Origin of the sequence: Chromobacterium alkanivorans, assembly GCF_016937655.1 — a bacterium.
GTDB lineage: Bacteria > Pseudomonadota > Gammaproteobacteria > Burkholderiales > Chromobacteriaceae > Chromobacterium > Chromobacterium alkanivorans.
In genome coordinates this window covers 25,327-48,980 of sequence record NZ_JAFHKL010000002.1, presented here as the reverse complement: position 1 = coordinate 48,980, position 23,654 = coordinate 25,327, and the positions used below count along the sequence as shown (strand labels likewise).

Below are 23,654 nucleotides of genomic sequence, written 5' to 3'. Positions count from 1 at the left end.
AAACACCCCGCTGGCGCGGGGTGTTTTCATTAAATGCAGCCTGGATGAGCCTGTTAAAATACCGGCCTTTATCCGGCGACGGTGTTTTTGAGCGGGGAGGTTTTGGTGGGGCTGTTGACGAACTTTGTAATTGCCGGCTTGGCGACGGCTTATCCCTTGTGGCGAATCTTCAGGCGGGTGGGCTTGCCGCCTTGTTATGCGCTGCTGGCCTTGGTGCCGGTTTTCGGCATGCTGGCGGCGCTGTGGGTTCTGGCAAGGTCGAAATGGCCAGCGTTGGAAGGAGCCAAGTGATGGCGATCATCGGGATTATTTTGCTCTTGATCGCGGCGATCACGATTCTGACGGTGGTGCTGTCCGGAATCGTGATGTCGAGAATGGGGTATTCAAAGTGGGCCGGCCTGTTGTTCGCCTTTCCCTTTTTCGGCATCCTCGCTCTTTGGTTTCTGGCTTTCTCCCAATGGCCGCTTGAAATGAGTAAGCCGAAGAGCGAATAAGGTCGGTTGTTTTTAATCTTGCATCTCCGGCGCGCGACAGGGCAGGGGAGTTGGTTTAATCCAGCGCCATCCTGAAAAACACCACTCTTTCCGTCTCCTCGAAGCCCAGCGCGGCGTGCATGCGCTGCGAGGCGAGATTGTCCAGCGGCGCGTCGGAAGCCAGTTCGGCGCAGCCGCGCTCCAGGCCCCAGGCCCGCACCGCCGCCACCAGTTGGCGGGCGATGCCGGTTTTCCGGTGCGCGGGCGCGACGAAGACGCCTTCCAGAAAAACCACCGGGCTGCCGTCGCAGCCGTTGACGTAGTCCTGCCGGATGGCGGCGTCGGCGAAGCCTAGCGCCTGGCCGGCGTCGTCCAGCGCCAGGAAGGACGCCAGCTGGCGGGAGCTTAGAATGCGTTCGCCGTCGGCGCGGTGCGCGGCGGGGGAGTGGTGCGGCCATAGTTGCTGGCGCAGGCCTTGCCAGGCCGGCAGTGTCGCCAGTTTCAGCGCCCGGATGTGCATATCGTCCTTATAAGCTGTTCAAAGTCCGCTGCGCGTTCGTGACGCGCATCACGGCGAGTGTACCCTCAAAATGCTCGCGCATCCCTTGCGCGTTCCGCTTTTTCGGTTGTTTTCGCTCTGTCTCGCCCTTGCTTGCGAGGCTTTGAACAGGTTCTTATGAGGCGCGACAAGCGCGGCGGCTGAAAAAACAAGGGGCCGGCATGGCCGGCCCGGTGTGGGGTTGGCGGCGGCGCGTCAATCGACTTCGCCGCACAGCTCGCAAGGTTGATCCGTTTCGCCGTGGATGGCCAGGATGCCTACATCGCTGGCGCAGTGCTCGCAGAGGGTGAGCAAGGCTTGGGTGTTGTCCAAGGACTCTTGGCTCATGCCGCTCAAGACTTGATACTGTTGCATGTCTCAGCCTTTCATTGCTTGGATGGAGCCCGTACCCTAAACCGATACGGCCAGTGTGGCCATACTCAGATAGGACAGGTAGGGCGCGGCGGCGCGTCATAAAAGCGTCACGAAGCGCCGCCCTCGTTGATCAGGCGGTGGTCAGCACCACCACCGAGGAAATGACGATGGCCATGCCCGCCCAGCCCAGCGGCTTGAGCCGCTGGCCAAAGAAGATGCGCGCGCCGATGGCGGTGCCGATGATGCCCAGCGCGCCCCACAGCGCGTAGGCCACGGCGAGATCGATGCCGCGCACCGCCTGGCCCAGCAGGGCGAAAGCCACCCAGACCATGGCGATGGCGCCGAAGCCCCAGGCCTTGTTGCGGAAGCCGTTGGACTTTTCCAGCATCAGGTTAGCGGCCACTTCGATCAGGGCCGAGGACACTACGAATAAATAGAATACGGTTTTCATGCGGTTTGCTCCTGGGTTTGTTCATCGGCCTCTCCGGACACCACGCAGGCGATGCCCACCACGGACAAGGTCAGCCCGATGATTTCCTGGGTCAGCAGCGTTTCGCCGAACAGATAGACGCCGATCAGCGCCAGGCCGGCCAGGCCCAGGGCTTCCCAGGCGGCGTAGGCCACGCCCACGGAGATGGTGCGGATGGCGAGCGACAGGAAGTAATAGGACAGCGCCAGCGCCGCCGCCATCACCCCGTAGCCCCAATAGCTTTCGGTGCGGGCGGCGTAGGCCATGAAGGACGTGCCCAGGATTTCGGTGAGGATGGCCACCAGTAGAAAAGCCCAGCCCAGCCAGGGTTGGGAAGACGGTTGTGTTTGCATGCTACGCTCCTGTGATTGGAAATCCGGAAGCCACATGCGCTAGGGCGCAACAACGCTCCGCGAAATGCGCGGATGACGCCGTCAGCAAAGACAGTCGATCGCTTAGACCGCCCCGTGAACCTGATGGGGCAGAAGGGTTGTTTATCGCATTGAAGCGCAAGATAAGCGCCTAAATGGCGAGGCGCTTATGGTGGCTGTTTGATATTTTGAACAAATATAACACATCGCTAATGAATGTTCAATTTAATTGATAGCGTAAACTTTCAAATGCTATTTGCAGGCCGCCATGCGAACGTTGTAGCGGCGCGCCAGGCGCGGCAGCGTGCCGTCGTGGCACAGCGCGTTCAAGGCCTGGTTGAAGTCCGCCACCATGCCGGGTTTCACTGATTTCAAAGGGAAACCGTACAGATAGGTCAGCGGTTGTATCGTGGCCAGCGGGCGGAGGCCGCTCAGCGCTTCGCGCCGGATGATGTAGCGAGTGACGTCTTCGTTGGCGAAAACCACCGCCTCGGCGCCATAGCGCATGGCGGCCAATTTCTTTAACACCGTTTCCTGATTGTTTTCCACGGTGATGTTCATATTGGGCAGGCCGGCAATCAGCTTGTCCAGGGCGTTCTGAGAGACGGACGGGCCGTAGACCGCGATGCGGTGGTTGAGCAGATCCTGCGCCTGCTGGTAGCGGAAGGTGGAGCTGGCGGTGGCGAACAGGCCGTAACTGCTGTGGTACACCGGGGCGCTCAAGGCCAGCGATATCCTGCGCTCCGGCGTGTCCTGCACCGGGAAGATGCCGTCCACCTTGCCTTCCTCGGCCAGCAGCAAGGCGCGGCGCCACACCATGGCCTGGATCTCGCAGCTCCAGTTCAAGCGCTGGCAGACGGCCACCAGGGTATCCACCATCAGGCCCTGCGGCTGGGGTTTGTCGGTCACTTCGATGAAGGGGGGGAAATCCTGGGTGACGAAGTGCAGGGTGGCCGCGTCGGCATGGAGCGACAGCGACAAGGCCAGCGCGGCGCTGCTCAGCGATTTCAGCATGTGCGGGCTTCTCCCCAGTGAACGGCGCGGGGCCGGCGGCCCAACGGAAACCGGCGGCCTGGTTCGGATGCGTTGTTACATTATGGTTGAGTTTCGATGCCGGTTTATCGCTTTATCGGCCGGCCGGGCGCGTCCTTGAACAGCGCCCGGCCGGCGCGTCTTAATAGCCCATGGTGGCGCCGTCCGGATTGCGCGGGTCGGAATAGCCGTACAAGCCGCCGTCGCGCAGCTGTATGGTCTGGGTCCGGCCCATGCTGGGCTTGACCGCGATCTTGTAACCCTGTTCGCGCAGCAGGCGCAGCGTGTCCGGGCTCAAGCCCTTTTCCACCCGCAATTCATCCGGCAGCCATTGATGGTGGACCCGCGGCGTGGACGCGGCTTCGGCCGGGTTCATGCCGAAATCGATGGCGTTGACGATGGTTTGCAAAGTGGTGGTGATGATGCGCGCGCCGCCCGGGCTGCCGGTGACCAGCCAGGGCTTGCCGTTCTTCAGCACCAGGGTCGGCGACATCGAGGACAGCGGCCGCTTGCCGGCCGCCACCGCGTTGGCGTCGCCGCCGATCAGGCCGAAGGCGTTGGGCACGCCGGGCTTGACGGAGAAGTCGTCCATCTCATTGTTGAGCAGAATGCCGGTGCCGCCGGCGATGATGCCGCTGCCGAAGTTCAGGTTCAGCGTGTAAGTCACCGCCACCGCGTTGCCCTGCTTGTCCACGATGGAGTAGTGGGTGGTCTGGTCGCTTTCGTAGGGCTGCGGCTTGCCGGGCTTGATCTCGGCGGCGGGGCGGGCCTTGGCCGGGTCTATCGTCGCCGCCAGCTGGTCGGCGTAGCGCTTGGAGGTCAGCCCGGCCTGCGGCACTTTGACGAAGGCCGGGTCGCCCAGGTATTCGGAGCGGTCGGCGTAGGCCAGCTTCATCGCCTCGGCCAGGTAGTGGATGGTTTGCGCGCTGTTGGGGCCGTAGTCGGCCAGCGGGTAGCGTTCCAGCAGGTTCAGGATCTGGACGATGTGGATGCCGCCGGAGCTGGGCGGCGGCATCGACACCACCTGGTAGCCGCGGTAGCTGCCGCTGACCGGCGCGCGCTCCTCCACCTTGTAGCCGGCCAGGTCTTTCTTGTCGATCAGGCCGCCGTGGCGCGCCATCTCCGCCACGATCTTGTCGGCGATGCTGCCCTGGTAGAACGCCTTGGGCCCTTGTTGCGCGATCAGGCGCAGCGATTTGCCCAGATCGCGCTGCACCAGCTTCTCGCCGGCGCGCAGCGGGCGGCCGTCGCGGAAGAACACCGCCCGGCTGCTGTCCCAGCGGCCCAGATTGTCTTTTTCCACTTCCAGCATTTCGGCCAGCGTTTGCGATACCGCGAAGCCTTGCTCCGCCAGCTTCACCGCCGGCGCGATCACCTTGGCCAGCGGCAGGCTGCCCCAGCGCTGCTGGGCGTGGGCCAGGCCGGCCACGGTGCCGGGCACACCCACCGCCAGGTGGGTGTACAGCGAACGGCCGTCAACCACCTTGCCCTGGGCGTCCAGATACATGTCGCGGCCGGCCTTGGCCGGCGCGATTTCGCGGAAATCCAGCGCGATGTTGCGGCCGCTCTTGGCGTCGTGCAGCACCATGAAGCCGCCGCCGCCCAGATTGCCGGCGTTGGGCAGGGTCACCGCCAGCGCAAAGCCCACCGCCACCGCGGCGTCCACCGCGTTGCCGCCCTGGCGCAGGATGTCCAGCCCCACCTGGGTGGCCAGGCCCTGCTCGGTGGCCACCATGCCGTTGCGGGCGTAGACCGGGTGGAACACATCGTAGTCGTAATCGTATTTGACCTGGGGCGCCGCCGGCGGGCTCAGCGCCAGCGCCGGGGCGTTGAAGCCCAGGCTCAGGCTCAGGGCCAGCGCGCTCAGCAGCAGGCTTGGGCGGGAACGGAATGAGGACATGGTGATTCTCCTTTGTACTTGGCGTTTTATGAATGTTGTGATTGCGAGGACATTCTACGGTGTCAGCTCCGCTTCGCAAAAGCCTGATTTTAAATGCCAAATGATTTGAAAATACCGTGCGGCCACGCCTATAAAGAATCGAGTTTCATAAGTCATGAACCTAGGGGGCTACCATGAGCATATCCCAACGCTTGCTGCTGACCTTGGCGGTTGCCTTGCTCGGCTTGTTCATTGTGGGCAGCTACGGGCTGTTCCAGCTGCATCGGGCCAATGAGCGCTTCGATTATCTGCAGGCCAACACTTTCCCCAGCATCCACACCCTGGACCAGGCCTTGCAGGCGCAAACCGATATGCGGGTGCTGACTTACCGTCACGGCATCAGCGAAGACCCCAAGGTCAAGGCCGACATCGAGGCCAGCATCGCGCAGCTGGACAAGCAGATGGACACGGCGCTGGACCATTACCAGAAAGACCTGGTTTCCGACGACGAAGACCGCCGGATGATAGAAAAGGACCGCGCGGACATCCGCGTCTACCGCCAGCAGCGCGACGCGGTGTTCAAGATCTCGCGCGAGCAGCCGGCGGAAGCCACGCGGCGGGAGCTGGTGGGCGGTCCGCTGCTGGCCACCGCCAAGACCGTGGTCAAGGACATCAAGGAACACATCGAATTCAATTACGGCCTGGCCAAGAAATTGTCCGCCGACAACGCCGTGGTCTACGAGCAGGCGCTGATCTCCTCGCTGGTGGTGATCGTGGGCGCCCTGATCCTCAGCGGCGCGCTGGGCTTCGCCTTGTTCCGCAGCATCCGCAGCAGCCTGAGCCAGATAGGCGAAACCTTGGATCAGGTCAGCGCCAGCAAGGACTTCCGCCTGCGCGCCAAGATCTTGCGCAAGGACGAGATCGGCCGCACCGCCGCCGCCTTCAACCACTTGCTGGACGATTTGCAGCACAGCTTCCGCGGCATACGCGACAACATCTCAGAAATCGACAAAGCCACCTCCGGCCTGGCGGCCAACACCAATCAGATCGCGCGCAGCTCCGAGGTGCAGAGCGAATCCGCCGGGGCGATGGCGGCGGCGGTGGAGCAGATGACGGTGAGCATCAACCACGTGGCCGACAACGCGGTGGAGGCGCGCACCCAGGCGCAGCAGGCCGGCAGCATGGCCAACGAGGGCGGGCAGGTGATCTCCGCCACCGTGCTGGGCATTTCCGAGGTGGCGGGCGCGATTACCGACGCTTCCCAGCGCATCGGGCAGTTGAAGGACGACAGCGCCACCATCGCCTCGGTGATGGGGGTGATCAAGGACATCGCCGATCAGACCAATCTCTTGGCCTTGAACGCGGCGATCGAGGCGGCGCGCGCCGGCGAAACCGGCCGCGGCTTCGCGGTGGTGGCGGACGAGGTGCGCAAGCTGGCCGAGCGCACCGCCAGCTCCACCACGGAGATCGGCGCCATCATCAACAAGATGCAAAGCAGCACGATGGAAGCGGTGCAGAGCATGGAAAAAGTGGTGGAGCAGGTGCACCAGGAAACCGACAACGCCCGCGAAGCCAGCAGCGTGATAGAGAAGATCCAGGACAGCAGCGGCCAGGCGATGGAGCTGGTCAAGGACATCTCCGGCAGCATCAACGAGCAAAGCAGCGCCAGCAACACCATTGCCCAGAAAGTGGAGCAGATCGCGCAGATGGCGGAGGAGAACGCGTCCGCCTCCAGCGCCTCGGCGGACGCGGCGGAGCAATTGCAGCAGCAGGCGAAAAACATCCTGAACACCGTGACCCAGTACCAGGTGTAAGCACCTGTTCAAAATCTGATGCGTTTTGTCTCGCTCTTGCTCGCGAGACTTTGAACAGGCTCTAAGAGCCTGTTTACGATCTCGCGAGCTAAGGCGAGACAAGGCGAAAACCCCTGATGCTGCTTTGCGCCGACTTGCCGTGCTCAAGTGCTGCCTGCGTCGGCGCGCCTTGCCTCAGCCGTGAAACTGATTTTTGTCAGTCGCTCTAAGGCCGCGCCGCCGCGGGATTTATACGCTTAATGGATATTCTTATTTAGAACTTTCTACTGTTTTCCGACTGCGCCTATAACAAAGCTAGATGTGGTATCGGGCGAAGACACGGAGAATAAGGATGAATATCTCACAGCGGCTCATGCTGACCTTGATGGTGGCCATGTTGGCCTTGATCGGCGTCGGCAGTTACGGCTTGTGGCAGTTGCACAGCGCCAATGAACGATTCAATTATTTGAAGAACAACACCTTTCCCAGCATTCAGGCGCTGGACAAGGGCTTGCTGGCCTTGACCAAGATGCGGGTGGCGGCGTACCGCCACGGCATCGCCGCCGACGCCAAGAGCAAGACGGACGCCGAAACGCAGATCTCCGAAGGCGACAAGGCGCTGGATCAGGTACTGGACGCTTACGAAAAGGACTTATTGTCCAACGACGCCGACCGCAAACTGTTGCAGCAAGACCGGGCGGATCTGCAAGCCTACCGCGGCCATCGCGACGGCTTTTTGAAAGCCTCGCGCGAGCATCCGGGCGCGGCGACGCAGGCAATGCTGGTGACGGGGCCGATACCGGAGTCCGCCAAGGCGCTGGCCAAGGACCTCAACGACCATATCGACTTCAACTACGGCATGGCGGACAGCCTGTCCAAGGACAACGCCGCCGCTTACAGCATGGCCTTCGGCAGCTCGGTGGCGGTGATCGCCGCCTGTCTGCTGTTGAGCGGCGGCCTGGGCTGGCTGCTGTTCAGCCACATCCGCCTGAGCCTGAACCAGATACGCTCCACCATGTTCCGGGTGAATCAGCACAAAGACTTCACCTTGCGCGCGCCGGTGGGGCGCATGGACGAGGTAGGGGAAACCGCCACCGCCTTCAATCAGTTGCTGGAGAACTTGCAACGCAGCTTCCGCGAAATCCGCGACAGCATCGGCTCCATCGACGGCGCGATGTCCGGCCTGGCCAACAATACCCATGAGATTGCCCGTAGTTCGGAAATGCAAAGCGAGTCCGCCGCGGCGATGGCGGCGGCGGTGGAACAGATGACGGTGAGCATCAACCATGTCGCCTCCAGCGCGGTGGAAGCGCGCGGCCAGTCGCAGCAGGCCGGAGAGATGGCGACCGAGGGCGGCCAGGTGATTTCCGCCACCGTGCGCGGCATCACCGAGGTGGCCGGCGCGATTACCGACGCCGCGCAGCGCATTGGGCAGTTGAAGGAAGACAGCGCCACCATCGCCTCGGTGATGGGGGTGATCAAGGACATCGCGGATCAGACCAATCTCTTGGCGCTCAACGCGGCGATCGAGGCGGCGCGCGCCGGCGAGATGGGCCGCGGCTTCGCCGTGGTGGCGGACGAGGTGCGCAAGCTGGCCGAGCGCACCGCCAGCTCCACCACGGAAATCGCCAACATCATCAACAAAATGCAAAGCAGCACGCTGGAAGCGGTGCAAAGCATGGAGAAAGTGGTGGATCAGGTGCACCAGGAAACCGCCAACACCCGCGCCGCCAACGACGCCATCGACGGCATACGGGACAGCAGCGGCAAGGCGATGGAATTGGTGCGCGACATCTCCAACAGCATCGCCGAGCAGAGCGTGGCCAGCAACACCATTGCCCAGCGCGTGGAACAGATCGCCCAGATGGCGGAGGAAAACTCCTCGGCGTCCAGCGGCTCGGCGGACGCCGCCGGGCAGCTGAGCCAGCAGGCGCGGGTGATTCTACAAACGGTATCGGCCTATCAGGTGTGATCGTCAGGCCGGAATGCGGAAAGGCGGCGCGGCGTAAACGCCGACGGCCGCCTTTCTGCGCGCAGGCTCAAGGATTTGAGCCGCCGCGGGGGGAGGGCTTAGCGGGTCTTATTCAGCCTGCTGCTTGTCCGCCTTGTCCTTCTTGGCGCGCTTCCGCTCTTTTTGCTTGGCCGGCTTGTCGGTCATCGGGTGCTTCAGCACCTTGGCGGCCAGCTTCCTGGCTGATTTGGTCGCCTTCTTCTGCCCGCGCACCTTGTCGGCCAGCGCCGCCAGTTTCTTGGCGGCGCGCTTGCTTTTAGCCATCTGACTCTCCTTTACGGATTGATGAATCGAAACCCCATGGTAAGGCGCGGGGCGGAATGCGCACCGGGCCTTTCTGGCCGTTGACGGATGGGATTTGAGCGGGAAAGCAGCTGGGGCGCGGGGCGGGGGGATGAAAACGACAAGCATTCCGGCTGGGCGAGTCACCCGCCTGTGGTTTTTATCCGGCACCAAGAGGGAGGGTGAATGGATCAAACAGGTGACTCGCGCAGCCGCCTTGCCAGCGTAAGCGCGGACAAGGATTGCAGGCTTTGTACCATAGATTGCCCACGCCAGCCATTGCCACAATCCCCAAAACCGCCCGGACGCAGGCCGTCCGGGCGCGTTTTGCGGCTCAGGACGGCCCGGCTTGCGCCTCGGCGTCGGACTCGTGCATGCGGATGCTGACGGCGATCAGCACTTCCAGATGGTCGAAGAAACCGGCCCAGGCGCCGCGCTGCGGGCTGAAGTCGAACAAGTTCATATCGTGAACAATGCGGCTGAGCAGGCCGTGGCCGGCGTGGTCCGGGTGCTGGCGGAACAGATCAACCAGCGCGCGGCCATGGCGTTCGCCCAGCGAGTAGGCTTCCGAAAAGTCCCGGCATAGAGGCACATGCCAGTAATGCGGATGGCTGCGGTCTTGCGAGGGGCCGACAAAGGGCAGTTTGGCTTCGCGGGCCTCCAGCAGACGGTAGAAGGCGCGCAGTTCATCTTTTTTGGAGTCACTCATCGCGGGCCTCCTGTTGGGAGCAGGCCGGCGTCGGCGCGGGGAAGGACGGGGATGCGCGGCGGGGTAAGCGCCTAAAGGATTTCAACATTGCAACCTCCTCAAGCTAATGCCGGCCAGGCCGCGGGGCGCGGCTAGGCGGGCGCATGACAAGGTTGGACTACCGGGAGACTATCCAAGACCGGCGCACCGCGAGGTGCCCTCGCCACGGCCCGCCCGAATAGGCAAAGCAATAGCGAGACAGAGCGCGGGGAGGCCGCGGTCTGCCGGATAGTCTTAACGTCGGGAGTCCAAGCCCGAGCGCCGCAATTGCAGCGGCGCGGGGCTATTGTTGGCGAGGCGGGCCGGCGCTGTCAATCAAGGACCGGCAAGGGTGAAAAAAAACTGCCCCGCGGATCAGGCCGAGGGGCGGGGGATGAAGCCTGTGAATTACAACTTGAAGGCGAGGGTGGTTTGTTGCAGCCGCTCCGCCACCACCGCCAATTCGCGGGTGGCTTGCGAGAACACATCCACCGCAATGCCGTTTTCCTTGGACATCTGGGCGATGGCCTCCACGCGGCCGGCCAAGTCGGTGCTGGCCTGACGTTGCTCCTGCATCGCCATGGCGATGTCGCTGATGGCGCCCACCACGCCTTCCGCGCTTTCCTCCACCGAGCTGATGGTGGTGGACACGTGTTCCGACGATTCCACCACCTGGCTGACGATGTGGCGGCTGTTGCGCATGCTGTCCACGGCCTCCCTGGCCCCGGCCTGGATCTTGGCGATCATCTGGGTGATTTCGGTGGCGGAACCGGTGGTGCGCTCGGCCAGCTTGCGCACCTCGTCGGCCACCACGGCGAAACCGCGGCCCTGTTCGCCGGCGCGCGCGGCCTCGATGGCGGCGTTGAGCGCCAAGAGATTGGTCTGGTCGGCCACTTCCTTGATCACGGTGGCGATGCTGCTGATCATCTGCGCCTGCTCGGACAGGGATTCCAGGTTGTTGGCGGAGGCGGCCACGCTGTCGTTGACCTTGCGCACCTGCTGGGTGGAGTCCTGCACTTCCTTATTGCCTATCTTGGCCTGGCTGCCGGCTTCGCTGGCCTGGGAGTCCGCCAGCGAGGCGTTGTTGGAGCATTGGTCGATGCTGACGGTCAGTTCCTCGATCGAGGCGGCGGCGCTGGAGGTGGCGTTGACCTGCTGGCCGATGCTGGCGCTGACTTGCTCGGTGGAGGCCGCCAGCTCCTCGGCGGTGGCGGCCACGCTGGAGGCGGAGTTGATGATGTCGCCCACGGTGACGCGCAGTTTTTTCTGGGTGTCTGACAGGGATTGCATCATCTGGGCCACTTCGTCCTTGCCCTGTACTTCGATAGTGCCGGTCAGGTCGCCGCTACCGAGCTGAAACAGCGCTTCCATGCCTTTTTTCAGGCTGCCGACGATGCCGTTCTGTATCATCACGCCCAGCGCCAGCAGCACGATCACGGCGATCACCAGCACGGTGACGACGGTGTTGCGCGCCTTCTCGTATTTGGCGGAGGCTTCTTGCAAGGCCTTGTCGGCCCCTTTTACGTTGATGTCGACGATCTGGCTCATGATGTCGTCGACCGCCTGGAATTTGGGCCGGCATTCCTTGGCCATCAGTTCCACGGCCTTCTTGTTGTTGACGCCGTCGCCGGTGTCGCTGTAGCTGAGGTCGCGCACTTTCTTGCAGGCTTCCTCCATCACCGGCCAGGCGGCGTCAAAGCGCTTGAGAGCGTCCACTTCCGGCGGGGTGAGTATGGTTTTGCGGTAGAGGTCCAGCAGCCGGTTCATCTCCGCCAAGAATTTACTGCGGTTGGCGGTGACCTGGTCCATTTGTTTCTTGTCGGTTTCAGCGATAAAGCGGTAGTCGGATCGGCTGATGTAGATCGCGTTTTGGTTGGCCACCGCCACCCAGTAGACGGACATCAGTAAATTATCGTGCATGTCGACGGTGAGGTCGTTCATGTCAGACGTGCTTCTAATGCCTACCCCCCCGATAATCACACTGGCCAGCACGCCCAACAGGATCAGGCCGAAAATCTTGACCTTGATGCTGAACTGCGCAAGAAAGTTTCCCATCGCTCGCTCCCTAACTTCCGCCGATAACCACGCATTGTTTTCTAGCTACTGTTATAAGTGTGTAGTGCAGCTGTATTCATCTTGCAATGACTGATATTGGAAATTTTGCAGACGGGCAGTTCTTGTTAGGCTGATGATTTTTCAGCTGAAGACAAACGGCGGCGGGGCGGAGATTGAAATTGCGCCGTCAGCGCTTATCTTTGAAACTGAGGCGTTTTCCGGCGACGGACGGCGGAGGCGGGGAACGAGGCTCGCGGCCTATGGTCTGAGCTAGCTTGTTCACGGGGCAGTTGAAGCGGCCGGCGACGCCGGCGGCTCACGAAAGCGGCGGGCGTCCAGCCCGCCCGATAAAGAAGCGCATCGCATGAAAGCCATTACCGTAGCCACTTACAACATCCACAAGGGCATGTCGCCGCTGAACCGCCATGTGCGGCTGGGCGATATGGCCTCCGCGCTGGAGTCCATAGACGCCGACGTGCTGTTCTTGCAGGAGGTGCAGGGCAAGAACATAGAACGCGCCTTGCAGCACGCCAGCTGGCCCAAGCTGCCGCAGCATCATTTCCTGGCGCGCCGGCTGGACCACAAGGCGGCTTACGGCCTGAACGCGGCCTATGAGCACGGCCACCACGGCAACGCCTTGCTGACGCGTTTTCCCATCAACACCTGGTGCAACCGCGACATCTCGGTCAACCGCTTCGAGAACCGCGGCCTGCTGCATTGCCAGCTGACGCCGGCGGGCTGGAAGCGCCCGGTGGTGACCTTGTGCGGCCATTTCAATCTGCTGGCGCGGGACCGGCGCAAGCAGTACCTGGACCTGGCGCGCTATGTGCGCGAGAACGTGCCGGCGGACGCGCCGCTGATCCTGGCCGGCGATTTCAACGACTGGCGCGAGGAGGCTACCGATCAGCTGATGGACAGCCTGGGCCTGGTGGAGGTGTTCGATCAACTGTTCGGCCGCCATGCGCGTAGCTTCCCGGCGCGGATGCCGATGCTGCCGCTGGACCGGATCTATGTGCGCGGGCTGAAGCCGCTGGAGGCGGAGGTGCTGAAGGGCGCGCCGTGGTCGCGGCTGTCCGATCATTTGCCGCTGTCCGCCAGTTTGGCGCCGATTTGAAGGCCAGATCTTAAAGCCGTTTTTCAGCCGTTTACGCCGCTCCCTATGTGTCTCAGTCCACATTCAAAATACTGGAAAAGATCGTAAACAGAGGATAAGAGCAGCAGGGCTCCGCATTGCGGAGCCCTGCTGCTTTGTCACGGACCGGTTTAGAGGTGGAAGCGCTCCACCACGTTCTTCAGCTTGCTGGCGTGGCCGTTCAGCTCGCTGAGGGTGGCGCTGGCGCCTTGCGCCACTTCCGAGGTGCTGCGGGTCATGCCGTTGATGTGCTCGGTGGTGTGGGCGATGTTGCCGACGGCGGTGGATTGCTCGCGGGTGGCGTGGGTGATCTGGGTGAAGGTGTCCACCACCTGCCGCATCAGGCCGCCGATGTTTTCGATCTCGCTGGCCGCGCCCTGGGCCAGGTCCACGCTCTGGTCCACGGTGGAGCGAGCCTGCTGCATGCTGGCGACGGTGCCGGCGGTTTGCTGGCGCATGCCCTGGGTCATGCTGGTGATTTCAGTGGTGGCCTGGGCAGTGCGCTCGGCCAGCTTGCGCACTTCGTCGGCCACCACCGCGAAGCCGCGGCCCATTTCGCCGGCGCGCGCCGCTTCGATCGCCGCGTTGAGCGCCAGCAGATTGGTCTGATCGGCGATGTCCTTGATCACGTTGACGATGGAGCTGATTTCCTCGGAGCGGGTGCCCAGCGAGTTCAGGGTGTCGCTGAGGGTGGTCATGGCCTGGGACAGCTTGCCCACCTCGGCGGACACCTGGTGCACCGCCTGGCGGCCGCGTTCGGCGCTGCTGTTGGCCTGGCCGATGATGGCGTTGGCGTCCGCGGTGGTGTCGGCGACGTGGGTGACGCTGACGGTGATCTGTTCAATGGTGGCGGCGCTGGAGCTGATGGCCTGGTTGACCTGGTCCGCGTCTTCGCTGATGCGGCTGGTGGTCTGGTGCAGCGAGCCTACGGCGCTGACCAGCTGGCCGGCGTTGTTGTTGACTTCGCCTATCAGCCGGCGCAGCCGCTGGTTCATCACGCCGATCTGGCCCAGCGCGCTGGCTTCCGGCGCCTTGGGCACGTCCACCGCCAGGTTGCCGGAGGCGATTTCCTGCAGCACGCCTTCGATGTCGGTGACCGAGCCGCCCAGCTGGGTGTGGATCTGGCGGCGGCCCAGCAGGATCAGCAGCAGGATTTCGCCCACCAGCAGCACGATGGCGGTGAGGAATTGCAGCTGGGCGCCGGACAGCCTGTCCTTGGCCTGCGCCAGCGCGGCGTTGGTGCGCTGGTCCAGCAGCACGAAGAAGTCGTCGATGGGCTTCATGATCTGGGCTTTGAACTGGTGGTATTCCTTGCTGTGCACCAGCTTGCGCGCCAGTTCCATGTCAGGCTGGCCGCTGACGGTGTACTGACCCTGGGCGTCGGCGAACTTGCCCTTGACCGCGTTCATCGCCCGCACTTCCAGATTGACCAGGCCGTCGGAATTGGCCTGCGCCTCCTTGAGCTTGGCGAATTCGGCGTCGGTGAAGCCGGCTTGTTGCATCAGGGTCTGCAAGGGCACGGTTTCGCTGTCCGGCCTGGGCTTGTCCTGGCCGGCGGCGACGAAGTCCCAGTAGATGCGGTTGTATTCCTGCGGGCGAGGTGCCTTGCCGTTGCGGATGTCCAGCACGCGGTTGTACTGCTGCTCATAGCTGGGGTCGCCGGTGACGACGTAGGTGCGGCCCAGCCGGGTCAAATCGTCCGAGCTTTGCCGCAGTTCCGAGGCCAGCAGGTAGGAGTGGTAGCGGCTCTCGCTGGCGGCGCTCATCACGTCCACCGCCTGGCGCATGGAGACGAAGGTATAGATCACGCCGATGAAGGTGAGCGCGATGAGAATCAGCAGGCCGGTGATGGCTTGGTTGGCGCGAAAGTTTTTCATGGGGAGAAGTCCTCACAGTGCGGCTTGAGATGGGGTAAAGGCCGGTCAATGACGGGGTCCATGGCCCGCGGGGACGCGGCCGGCGGCGCTGGTTTCTCCTCTGGTCGGGGGAGCGGGAGCGGCATGGAAACGCTGGATCTGGGCATGCACTTGGTCCGCGTGGCCGCGGCTGTCCGCCGAGATGGCGGCGAGTTCTTCCACCAGGCCGGCGTTTTGTCGGGTGGCGGCGCTCAATTGCTGGATGGTGAGATTGATCAGGCCGACGCCTTGCGCTTGTTCGTTGGCGGCGACGGCGATTTCCCGGATCAGGCTGGCGGTTCTGCCGCTGGAGGACACGATGGCGGCCAGTTGCGCGCCGGCCTGGCCGGCGAGCTGGACCCCGCTGGCGGTCATGCCGCTGATCTCGCGGGCGGCCACTTGGCTGCGTTCCGCCAGCTTGCGCACTTCCTGGGCCACGACGGTGAAGCCGCTGCCTTGCTTGCCGGCGCGAGCGGCCTCGATGGCGGCGTTGAGCGCCAGCAGATTGGTCTGATAGGCGATGTCGTCTATCACCGAGATGTGGTCGGCGATGCGCTGCATGCCCTGTACGGTGCGTTCGACGATTTCGCCGCCCCGGCGCGCGTCGTCCGCCGCCTGCATGGCCATGGTTTCGGTCAGCTTGGCGTTGTCGCTGCTCTGGCTGATGGCGGAGGAGATCTGTTCCAGCGAACCGGCGGCCTCGGCCAGGCCGGCGGCTTGTCCGTTGGTGTTGAGGGACAGCTGCTGCGAGCTGTGGTTGATCTGCGCGGACAGCATCGACAGATGGCCGGCGCCGCGCTGAGAGTCCGCGATGGCGCGGCTGAGCGTGGAGACGGTCTGAAGCATGGCTTCCGCCAAGCTGCCGGCCGGGTAGCCGCCGGGCGGCGCGGCGGCGGCGAGGTCGCCGGCGGCCACCGCCCGCATCTGGCGGGTGACGCGCAGCGGCTCGTCGCCCAGCATGGCGAACAGCCGGCGGTAGAGGGTCCAGAACAGCAGCAGGCCCAGCGCGCAGCCGGCCAGCATCAGCGCGATGACGACGGCCAGCCATTGCCCGGCCTGAGCGCGGGCCTGGGCGACGGCCTGATTGGTGCGCTGTTCCATCAACTGGTAGAAGGCGTCCACCGGCTGCATGATGGCGGCCTTGTCCAGGTGGTATTGGCGGTCGTGCAGGATGCGGCGGGCCAGCGCAGGATCGGGCGGGCCTAGTCGGCTGAAGCCGCCCTGGCCGTCGGCGAAGCGGCCTTTCATCGCGTTCATGGCCACGGTTTCGGTGTTGACCAGCCGGTCTGAATTGGCCTGCGCTTCCTTGAGCTTGGCGAATTCGGCGTCGCTGAAGCCGGCCTGCCGCATCAGCTGTTGCAGCGGCACGGCGGGGCCGTCCGGCTGCGGCTTGCTGTCGTTGGCGGCCAGGAAGTCCCAGTAGATGCGGTTGTAGTGCTGGGGGCGCGGTTGCTGGCCGTTGCGTATCGCCAGCACGGTCCAGTATTGCCGTTCATAGCGCGGGTCAGCGGTTTCCGCGTAGGTGCGGACCAGACGGGTGAGGTCGTCCGAGCTTTGCCTCAGCTCATTGGCCAGCAGATAGCTTTGAGTGCGCTGCGCTTCCGCTTGGGCCTGCAGGTCCAGCTCGTGGCGCAGGCGCAGCGTGCAGAGCAGAAGCAGCAGCAAGAGCAGGGCGAAAACGCCGGCGCCGGCCGTCAACAGGGATTTGATGCTCAGTTTCATAGACCTCCCGCCATGCCGCTGTTGCCGTGCCCGCGCCTCCGCCGGCCGGGCCTGCTTACTGTTTTTTATAAAACAATCCGTTTCTTGACTACTTTTAGTGTTGACACTTAAGTAAAAACAGCGAGTTAACGCCCCGTCGGCGTTTGATCTGGGGACGGAATGGCATTGCATGTTGAAACCGGCGAGGGCTGGACCAGGGCCAGCCTGAGCGGGGAGCTGAGCATTTACACGGCGGAGCGGCTGAAGGGCGAGTTGTTGCCGCTGCTGGAACACGAGGCGGTGTCGCTGAGCTTCGCCGAGGTGACGGAGGTGGACGGCTGCGCCTTGCAGTTGCTGCTGGCCTTTGGCCGGCAGCTGCGGCGGCTGGAGCTGCTGGCGGACAATCCTATGGTCAGCGAGGCTTTCCAGTTGCTGGGCGTGACGCTGACCGCGCCGCCGTCGGGAGGCGAGGATGGACTGGAGTAAGGCCAGGGCGATTTTCCTGGAGGAGTCCCGCGAGTTGTGCGACGCGCTGGAAGGCGCGCTGTTGGACCCGACGGCCTTTCCCGCCGACGCGGAGACCTTCAACCTGCTGCTGCGCACCGCGCACACCATCAAGGGCTCGGCCGGCACTTTCGGCTTTGACGCGCTGGTGGCCTTCGCCCATGCGATGGAAAGCGTGCTGGAGCGGCTGCGCGGCGGCAAGATCGCGCTGGGCGACGATCTGGTCAGCCTGCTGCTGAGCTGCAACGATCATTTGCGGCGGATGCTGGAGGCGGTGGAGGCGTCGGCGCTGGACGCGGAGCCGGCCTGGCCGGACGGAGCGCCGCTGTTGCAGCGCCTGCAGCTGTTCTTGCTGGACGAGGCGGCGTGCGCGGTGGCCGGCGAGGACGCGCTGGACGCCGCCGCCACGCCGCTGTGGCAGTTGTCGCTGCGTTTTTATCCGGATTTGTTCCGCGACGGCTTTGATCCCTTGGCCTGCCTGAGGTTTTTGGAGCAGTTTGGCACCCTGAGGGAGATAGAGCTGGTGTGGCCGCCGCTGCCGCCCTTCGCCGAGCTGGAGCCGACGGATTGCTTGATCGGCCTGGAGTTGAGCCTGGAGTCCGCGGCCAGCCTGGAGCAGGTGCGCGACGCTTTTGAGTTCGTCGCGGAGGGCAGCCTGCTGGGCATTCTGCCGCCGCGCGCGCCGCTGGCGGCGTTCCGCTCGCTGGCGGAGCGCCTGGGCGAATCGATAGAGCCGCAGCTGTCGCGTTGGCTGGCGCGCGGCGCCTTGACGGCGGCGGAGGCGGAACGGGTGCGCGAGGCGCCCTGGCTGGCGCGGCCGGGCGGCGGGGCCGCGGGCGAGCCGGGCGCGGCGGCGGGACGGCCGACGCGCGGCGACAGTCACTATATCCGGGTGGAGGCCGGCAAGCTGGACCGGCTGATCAACCGGGTGGGCGAGCTGGTGATCGCCTCCGCCGGCACCAAATTGATTGCGCAGAACCGCTGCGACGCGGAGCTGCTGGAGTCGGTGGCCATCATCAACACCCTGGTGGAGAGCATACGCGACGACGCGCTGACCTTGCGCATGGTGCCGGTGGACGAGGTGTTCTGCCGCTTTCCGCGCATGGTGCGCGAGGTGTCGCGGCAGCTGGGCAAGTCGATACAGCTGGCGATTCACGGCGCGGACACCGAGATAGACAAATCCATGGTGGAGCGGCTGACCGACCCGCTGATGCACTTGGTGCGCAACGCGGTGGACCACGGGCTGGAGATGGCGGCGGAGCGGCGGGAGGCCGGCAAGCCGGAAACGGGCAAGGTGGTGCTGAACGCCTTCCACGACGCCGGCTCGGTGGTGGTGGAGATCAAGGACGACGGCCGCGGCATAGACCGCGACAAGGTGCTGGCCAAGGCGCTGGAGCGCGGCCTGCTGAGCGAGGGCCGGCAATTGAGCGAGCAGGAAACCTTGCAGCTGATCTTCCTGCCCGGCTTTTCCACCGCCCACGCCTTGAGCGATCTGTCCGGTCGCGGCATGGGCCTGGACGTGGTGAAGCGCAATATCGAGCTGTTGCGCGGCGAGATCGAAATCTTTTCCCAGCCGGGCCAGGGCACGACTTTCCGGCTGCGGCTGCCGCTGACGCTGGCCATCATCGACGGCTTCCGGGTGGAGGTGAACGATTCCTCGCTGGTGATGCCGCTGGACATGATGATCGAGTGCGTGGACATGCCGGAGGAGGCGATGCGGCAGAACGCGCGCCAGATCAATGTGCGCGGCGACTGGCTGCCCTTCGTGTCCTTGCGCGAGCTGTTCAATCTGCCGCCGGCCACGCGGCCGGAGTACGTGGTGATCGTGCATTACGGGGAAAACCGCGCCGGCGTGGTGGTGGACCGCCTGATGGGCGAGGTGCAGGCGGTGATCAAGCCGCTGGGCGAGATTTTCCGCTCGCTGCGCGGCATCAGCGGCTCCACCATTCTGGGCAACGGCAAGCCGGCGTTGGTGCTGGACATCCCGCAGCTGATCCATCACGCCTGCCGCCGCGAGCGGAAGCGGATTCGTCAGTCCAGCGAGGCTCAGGCCAGCGACGTCATTTAGCGCGCGAGTGCGCGCCGGGAGGTTGTCATGCAGTGGTTTCACAATGCGCAGGTCAAGACCAAGCTGGGGATTTCGTTCACCGTGGTGCTGGGCTTTTTGCTGGCCCTGGGCTTTGTCAGCTACACCGCCACCGAGCGCATCACCGGGGTGATGGTGAATCTGTTCGAGAACCAGCTGACGCCGATCAAGGATATCGGCAACGCCGCGCGCAACGCGATGGCCAGCAACCGCTCGCTGTACCGCTACATCGCCGAGAGCGACACCAAGGCCATGGACGCGGTGGACCTGGAAATGGTCGGCTTCGAGAAGAATATGAACGCCAGCATAGACGCCTACCGCAAGACGGATCTGACGCCGCCGGAGGTGGACGCGATACGCCGCTTCGACGCCGCCTGGGCGATTTACCAGCCCTACGCCACCGAGGTGAAGCGGCTGTCTTACACCGACCGCGGCGACGGCGAGAACAATAAGCTGGCGCTGAAGCTGATGGCGGAAAAGGGCTGGCCGGCCTACCAGGCGGTGGACGGGGTGCTGACCGAGATGGTGAACCTCAACGCCAAGCTGGCCGACAATTCGCTGGTGGAAACCAAGGTGATCAGCACGGACGCCTTGCGGGCGCTGGTGGCGATCGCGGTGTTCGCGGTGCTGCTGAGCATCGCGCTGGGGGTGATGGTGACGCGCAGCCTGCTCAAGCAGCTGGGCGGCGACCCGTCCTACACGGTGCAGGTGGTGAGCCGGGTGGCGGCCGGGGACTTGTCGGTGCCGGTGAAGCTGCATCCGGACGACACTTCCAGCCTGCTGTATTCGATCAAGTCCATGGCCCACCGCTTGTCCGAGACCCTGTCCGAGGTCAGCGCGATGTCGGAGGCGATAGGCTCGGCGTCCGAGGAGGTGTCGTCCACCGCCAATTCGCTGGCGCAGACTTCGTCCGAGCTGTCGTCCAGCATCGAGCAGACCAGCGCTTCGGTGGAGGAGATGGCGGCCACGGTGACGCAGAACGCGGACAATGCGCGGGTGACCGAGAGCATTGCGTCCAAATCCGCGTCCAGCGCGACTCAGGGCGGCAGCGCGGTCAGCGATATGGTGCACGCGATGAAGGAGATCGCGTCGCGGATCACGGTGATCAACGATATCGCCAACAAGACGGATCTGCTGGCGATCAACGCGGCGATCGAGGCGGCGCGCGCCGGCGAGCACGGCAAGGGCTTCGCCACGGTGGCGGTGGAGGTGAGGAAGCTGGCGGAGCGCTCCCAGGTGGCGGCCAAGGAGATTGGCGATCTGGCCAGCCGCTCGGTGGGCGTGGCGGAGAAGGCCGGCACGCTGTTGCAGGAGATGCTGCCCGGCATAGACCAGACCGCCGGCCTGGTGCAGGAGATTTCCGCCGCTTCGCGCGAGCAGCGCTCCGGCATCGATCAGATCAACAGCGCGGTGACCCAGATCAGCAGCGGCATGCAGTCGTCCGCCACCTCGGCCGAGGAGCTGAGTTCCACCTCGGAGGAGTTGAGTTCGGCGGCGATGCAGCTGCAGGAGCTGATGCAGCAGTTCAAGCTGCGCAATACCCGCGGCCGCAAGTCCCGGATGGTGCACATCGGCCATCTGCACGCCGGCAGGGCCGCGCCGCCGCCGCCGGCGGACGATGACGACGACCTCGATATGAATGTGGACGAGGACAAGTTCTCCAAGTATTGAGAGGAGCGCGGCGATGAGAAACAGCGAACAGCTGGCCGGCCAGGACGGCGGCGACCAGAAATTCCATTGCGTCACTTTCATCCTGGGCGAGGATTTGTTCGGCATCCAGATCAACTTCATCCGGGAGATCATCGAGTTCGACGGCATCACCGAGGTGCCGATGATGCCCAGCTTCGTGCGCGGCATCATCAATCTGCGCGGCGCGGTGGTGCCGGTGATCGATTTGTCGGTGCGCTTCGGCCGCGGCCAGACCGCGCTGAAGTCGTCCACCTGCGTGGCCATCCTGTCCTTGCCGGGCCTGGAGGGCGGCTACGCCGACATCGGCATCCTGCTGGATTCGGTGTGCGAGGTGCTGGAGATCCCGCAAAGCGAGATCGATCCCTCGCCCAGCTTCGGCTCCAATATCCGCAGCGACTTCATCCAGGGCATCGCCACCATCAATCAGCGCTTCGCCATCTTGCTGAACGTGCGCCAGGCGCTGTCGGTGTCCGAGCTCAGCCAGATGGCGGAGGCGGTGACGCAACAGTTTCTGAGCGACGATATCGAGGCCTTGTAGATGTTCGCCCTGGAGGAGTCGCTGACCGCCGGGCCGTTGCTGACGGATGGAGAGTTCTTCCAGCTGCGCCGCTTCATCTACCAGACCGCCGGCATCGCCATGCCGCTGAGCAAGCGCTCGCTGATCCAGTCCCGGCTGGCCAAGCGCATCCGCCATTTGCGCCTGAACAGCTACGCGGCTTACTGGCGTTTGATCTCGGACCCGGCCAACGAGGCGGAGCGGCAGTACGCGATCAATCTGCTGTCCACCAACGAGACTTATTTTTTCCGCGAACCGGAGCATTTCTTCTGGCTGCGGCAAAAGGCGGCGCAGCTGCAAGGCCGGGGCGAGTTCCGGGTGTGGTCGGCGGCCTGTTCCACCGGCGAGGAGGCTTACACGGTGGCGATGATTCTGGCGGAGGCGCTGGGCTTGCAGGGGCAGTGGCGGGTGTACGCCACCGACATCAATACCCGGGTCACGCATCTGGCGCGGCGCGCGGTGTATTCGGTGGACCGCGCGCGCAAGACGCCGCCCGAGCTGTGGCGGCGCTATTTCCTGCGCGGCCGCGACGAGTACGCCGGCATGGTCAAGGTGACGCCGGAGCTGGCGAGGAAGGTGAGTTTTTCCAATCTGAACCTGCTGCACGCCTCGCATTTCACTCACAGCCACTTCGATGTGATTTTCCTGCGCAATGTGCTGATTTACTTCGACGAGGCCACCAAGCTGCGGGTCTTGCTGTCGCTGTGCGACAAATTGCGGCAGGGCGGGCATTTGATCATCGGGCATTCGGAATCCATCCGGCACCTGGCGCTGCCGTTGGCGCAGGAGGCGCCGTCGCGCTACCGGCTGGATTCCCATCTCGCGGGCGGAAGAATCGATGAGCATTAGTGTTCTGATAGTTGACGACTCCGCGGTGGCGCGCGAGATGCTGAGCCAGATGCTGGCCACCGCGCCGGACATCAAGCTGCTGGGCGCGTCGCCGGACCCGATCTACGCGATGACGCGAATGAAGATGCGCTGGCCGGACGTGATCATCCTGGATCTGGCGATGCCGCGGATGGACGGGTTGACTTTTTTGCGCCAAGTGATGGCGGAGCGACCGACGCCGGTGATCATCTGCTCGGCCTTGACCACCGAGGGCGCGCTGGTGTCGCTGGAGGCGATGAGCGCCGGCGCGGTGTCGGTGCTGCTCAAGCCGCTGGCCAACGCCAAGACCAATTTCGTCGCGAACGCCAAGCGGCTGGTGGAGGAGGTGTACGCGGCGGCGAAGGTCCGGGTGGAGGCGCTGAAGCAGACGGCGCCGGCCGCTTATCTGGCGCCCAAGCTGACCGCCGACGCCATCCTGGACGCGCCGCCGGAACGCCGCCGGCCGGCGCAGGGCACGGAGCGCGTCATCGCGCTGGGCGCGTCCACCGGCGGCACCCAGGCGCTGGAGTTTCTGTTGCAGCGCCTGCCGCCGCACTGCCCGGGCATGGTGGTGGTGCAGCACATGCCGGAGGGCTTCACCTCCATTTTCGCCGGCCGGCTCAACCAGCTGGCCCAGGTGGAGGTGAGGGAGGCGAAGAACGGCGACGTGGTCAGCGCCGGCACGGTGCTGATTGCGCCGGGCGGCCAGCATTTGCTGTTGCATCGCCGGCAGAAGCAGTTCGTCGCCGAGGTCAAGGGCGGGCCGCCGGTGTCGCGGCACCGGCCGTCGGTGGACGTGTTGTTCCGATCGGTGGCGGTGAGCGCCGGCGCCAACGCGGTGGGGGTGATCCTCACCGGCATGGGGGACGACGGCGCGCGAGGCATGCGCGAGATGCACGACGCCGGCGCGCGCACGCTGGCGCAGGACGAGGCGTCCTGCGTGGTGTTCGGCATGCCGCAGGCGGCCATCGCCCGCGGCGGGGTGGACGAGGTGATGTCGCTGGAGCGTCTGGCGAAACTGTTGCAGGGCTTGCGCGCCTGAGCGCCTGTTCTATGCCGCGCGTCGGCGGGTTTTTAGACCAGGGCGTTGATACCCGCTTCGGAACGCTCACGCACCCGCGGTATATTCCGCTTTCTCAGCCGCAAGGCCTCGCCTCGCTCTCGCTCGCGAGACTTTGAACCGGCGCTAAGCGGCGTTCAAGATAGATACAGATGCGAT

Annotated in this window: 21 protein-coding genes; 10 read left to right on the top strand and 11 right to left on the bottom strand. The window is 64.2% G+C overall.

Annotated features, from left to right (window positions below; genetic code table 11):
• The first annotated feature begins 44 nt into the window (after positions 1–44).
• The gene (locus JW897_RS03945; protein WP_205465227.1) at positions 45–494 is read left to right on the top strand and encodes a hypothetical protein; all 450 of its coding nucleotides are present in this window, start codon (positions 45–47) and stop codon (positions 492–494) included.
• Positions 495–549: 55 nt separating this feature from the next.
• Here JW897_RS03945 and aac(6') read toward each other — a convergent pair whose 3' ends face one another.
• The 6 genes from aac(6') to ggt form a co-directional block, all read right to left on the bottom strand.
• On the bottom strand, positions 550–993 hold the full coding sequence (aac(6'), locus tag JW897_RS03940; RefSeq protein WP_205465226.1) for an aminoglycoside 6'-N-acetyltransferase: 444 nt from the start codon (positions 991–993) through the stop codon (positions 550–552).
• 234 nt (positions 994–1,227) lie between these two features.
• Positions 1,228–1,386, bottom strand: a complete 159-nt coding sequence (locus JW897_RS03935; RefSeq protein ID WP_156187938.1) for a hypothetical protein — start codon at positions 1,384–1,386, stop codon at positions 1,228–1,230.
• A gap of 130 nt (positions 1,387–1,516) precedes the next feature.
• Positions 1,517–1,837 carry an SMR family transporter gene (locus tag JW897_RS03930; RefSeq protein WP_048415301.1) on the bottom strand — a complete coding sequence of 107 codons (321 nt, stop codon included), beginning with the start codon at positions 1,835–1,837 and terminating at the stop codon, positions 1,517–1,519.
• Positions 1,834–2,208, bottom strand: a complete 375-nt coding sequence (locus tag JW897_RS03925; protein WP_048415300.1) for a DMT family transporter — start codon at positions 2,206–2,208, stop codon at positions 1,834–1,836. Before JW897_RS03925 ends, JW897_RS03930 begins: the two co-directional genes overlap by 4 nt.
• A gap of 270 nt (positions 2,209–2,478) precedes the next feature.
• Complete coding sequence (locus JW897_RS03920; protein ID WP_048415299.1) at positions 2,479–3,240, bottom strand: substrate-binding periplasmic protein; 762 nt, start codon at positions 3,238–3,240, stop codon at positions 2,479–2,481.
• 160 nt (positions 3,241–3,400) lie between these two features.
• Positions 3,401–5,158 carry a gamma-glutamyltransferase gene (ggt, locus tag JW897_RS03915; RefSeq protein WP_205465225.1) on the bottom strand — a complete coding sequence of 586 codons (1,758 nt, stop codon included), beginning with the start codon at positions 5,156–5,158 and terminating at the stop codon, positions 3,401–3,403.
• 173 nt (positions 5,159–5,331) lie between these two features.
• Between ggt and JW897_RS03910 the strand changes: the two genes are divergently transcribed.
• Together JW897_RS03910 and JW897_RS03905 are read left to right on the top strand one after the other, a co-directional pair.
• A complete protein-coding gene (locus JW897_RS03910) occupies positions 5,332–6,951 on the top strand; it encodes a methyl-accepting chemotaxis protein (protein WP_048415297.1) in 1,620 nt (539 codons plus the stop codon).
• A 331-nt stretch (positions 6,952–7,282) separates the two neighbouring features.
• Positions 7,283–8,902: a methyl-accepting chemotaxis protein gene (locus JW897_RS03905; protein WP_048415296.1), complete on the top strand. Its 1,620-nt coding sequence runs from the start codon at positions 7,283–7,285 to the stop codon at positions 8,900–8,902.
• Positions 8,903–9,010: 108 nt separating this feature from the next.
• On the opposite strand, the gene JW897_RS03900 is transcribed toward JW897_RS03905, so the two are convergent.
• The 3 genes from JW897_RS03900 to JW897_RS03890 form a co-directional block, all read right to left on the bottom strand.
• Positions 9,011–9,205 (bottom strand): hypothetical protein, encoded by a 195-nt coding sequence (locus JW897_RS03900; RefSeq protein ID WP_048415295.1) that lies wholly within the window; start codon positions 9,203–9,205, stop codon positions 9,011–9,013.
• Between the two features lie 352 nt (positions 9,206–9,557).
• Positions 9,558–9,932 (bottom strand): hypothetical protein, encoded by a 375-nt coding sequence (locus JW897_RS03895; RefSeq protein WP_205465224.1) that lies wholly within the window; start codon positions 9,930–9,932, stop codon positions 9,558–9,560.
• A 426-nt stretch (positions 9,933–10,358) separates the two neighbouring features.
• Complete coding sequence (locus JW897_RS03890) at positions 10,359–12,005, bottom strand: methyl-accepting chemotaxis protein (protein WP_205465223.1); 1,647 nt, start codon at positions 12,003–12,005, stop codon at positions 10,359–10,361.
• 364 nt (positions 12,006–12,369) lie between these two features.
• On the opposite strand from JW897_RS03890, the gene JW897_RS03885 reads away from it, so the two are divergent.
• Entirely contained in the window at positions 12,370–13,119 is a 750-nt protein-coding gene (locus JW897_RS03885; protein ID WP_048415293.1) for an endonuclease/exonuclease/phosphatase family protein, read from the top strand.
• 149 nt (positions 13,120–13,268) lie between these two features.
• Here JW897_RS03885 and JW897_RS03880 read toward each other — a convergent pair whose 3' ends face one another.
• A complete protein-coding gene (locus tag JW897_RS03880) occupies positions 13,269–15,014 on the bottom strand; it encodes a methyl-accepting chemotaxis protein (RefSeq protein WP_053077464.1) in 1,746 nt (581 codons plus the stop codon).
• A gap of 45 nt (positions 15,015–15,059) precedes the next feature.
• The gene (locus tag JW897_RS03875) at positions 15,060–16,754 is read right to left on the bottom strand and encodes a methyl-accepting chemotaxis protein (RefSeq protein WP_205465222.1); all 1,695 of its coding nucleotides are present in this window, start codon (positions 16,752–16,754) and stop codon (positions 15,060–15,062) included.
• Positions 16,755–16,913: 159 nt separating this feature from the next.
• Here JW897_RS03875 and JW897_RS03870 point away from each other — a divergent pair, with 159 nt between their 5' ends.
• The 6 genes from JW897_RS03870 to JW897_RS03845 are packed head-to-tail and all read left to right on the top strand — an operon-like array spanning position 16,914 to position 23,477.
• Positions 16,914–17,219, top strand: coding sequence for an STAS domain-containing protein (locus JW897_RS03870; protein WP_205465221.1), 306 nt, complete (start codon positions 16,914–16,916; stop codon positions 17,217–17,219).
• Positions 17,206–19,305, top strand: coding sequence for a chemotaxis protein CheA (locus JW897_RS03865; RefSeq protein ID WP_205465220.1), 2,100 nt, complete (start codon positions 17,206–17,208; stop codon positions 19,303–19,305). The genes JW897_RS03870 and JW897_RS03865 overlap by 14 nt, the downstream gene beginning before the upstream one ends.
• A gap of 27 nt (positions 19,306–19,332) precedes the next feature.
• A complete protein-coding gene (locus JW897_RS03860) occupies positions 19,333–20,994 on the top strand; it encodes a methyl-accepting chemotaxis protein (RefSeq protein ID WP_205465219.1) in 1,662 nt (553 codons plus the stop codon).
• Positions 20,995–21,007: 13 nt separating this feature from the next.
• A complete protein-coding gene (locus tag JW897_RS03855) occupies positions 21,008–21,550 on the top strand; it encodes a chemotaxis protein CheW (RefSeq protein ID WP_048415289.1) in 543 nt (180 codons plus the stop codon).
• Entirely contained in the window at positions 21,551–22,417 is an 867-nt protein-coding gene (locus tag JW897_RS03850) for a CheR family methyltransferase (RefSeq protein ID WP_205465218.1), read from the top strand.
• Positions 22,407–23,477, top strand: coding sequence for a protein-glutamate methylesterase/protein-glutamine glutaminase (locus JW897_RS03845; protein ID WP_205465217.1), 1,071 nt, complete (start codon positions 22,407–22,409; stop codon positions 23,475–23,477). The genes JW897_RS03850 and JW897_RS03845 overlap by 11 nt, the downstream gene beginning before the upstream one ends.
• Positions 23,478–23,654: the final 177 nt, after the last annotated feature.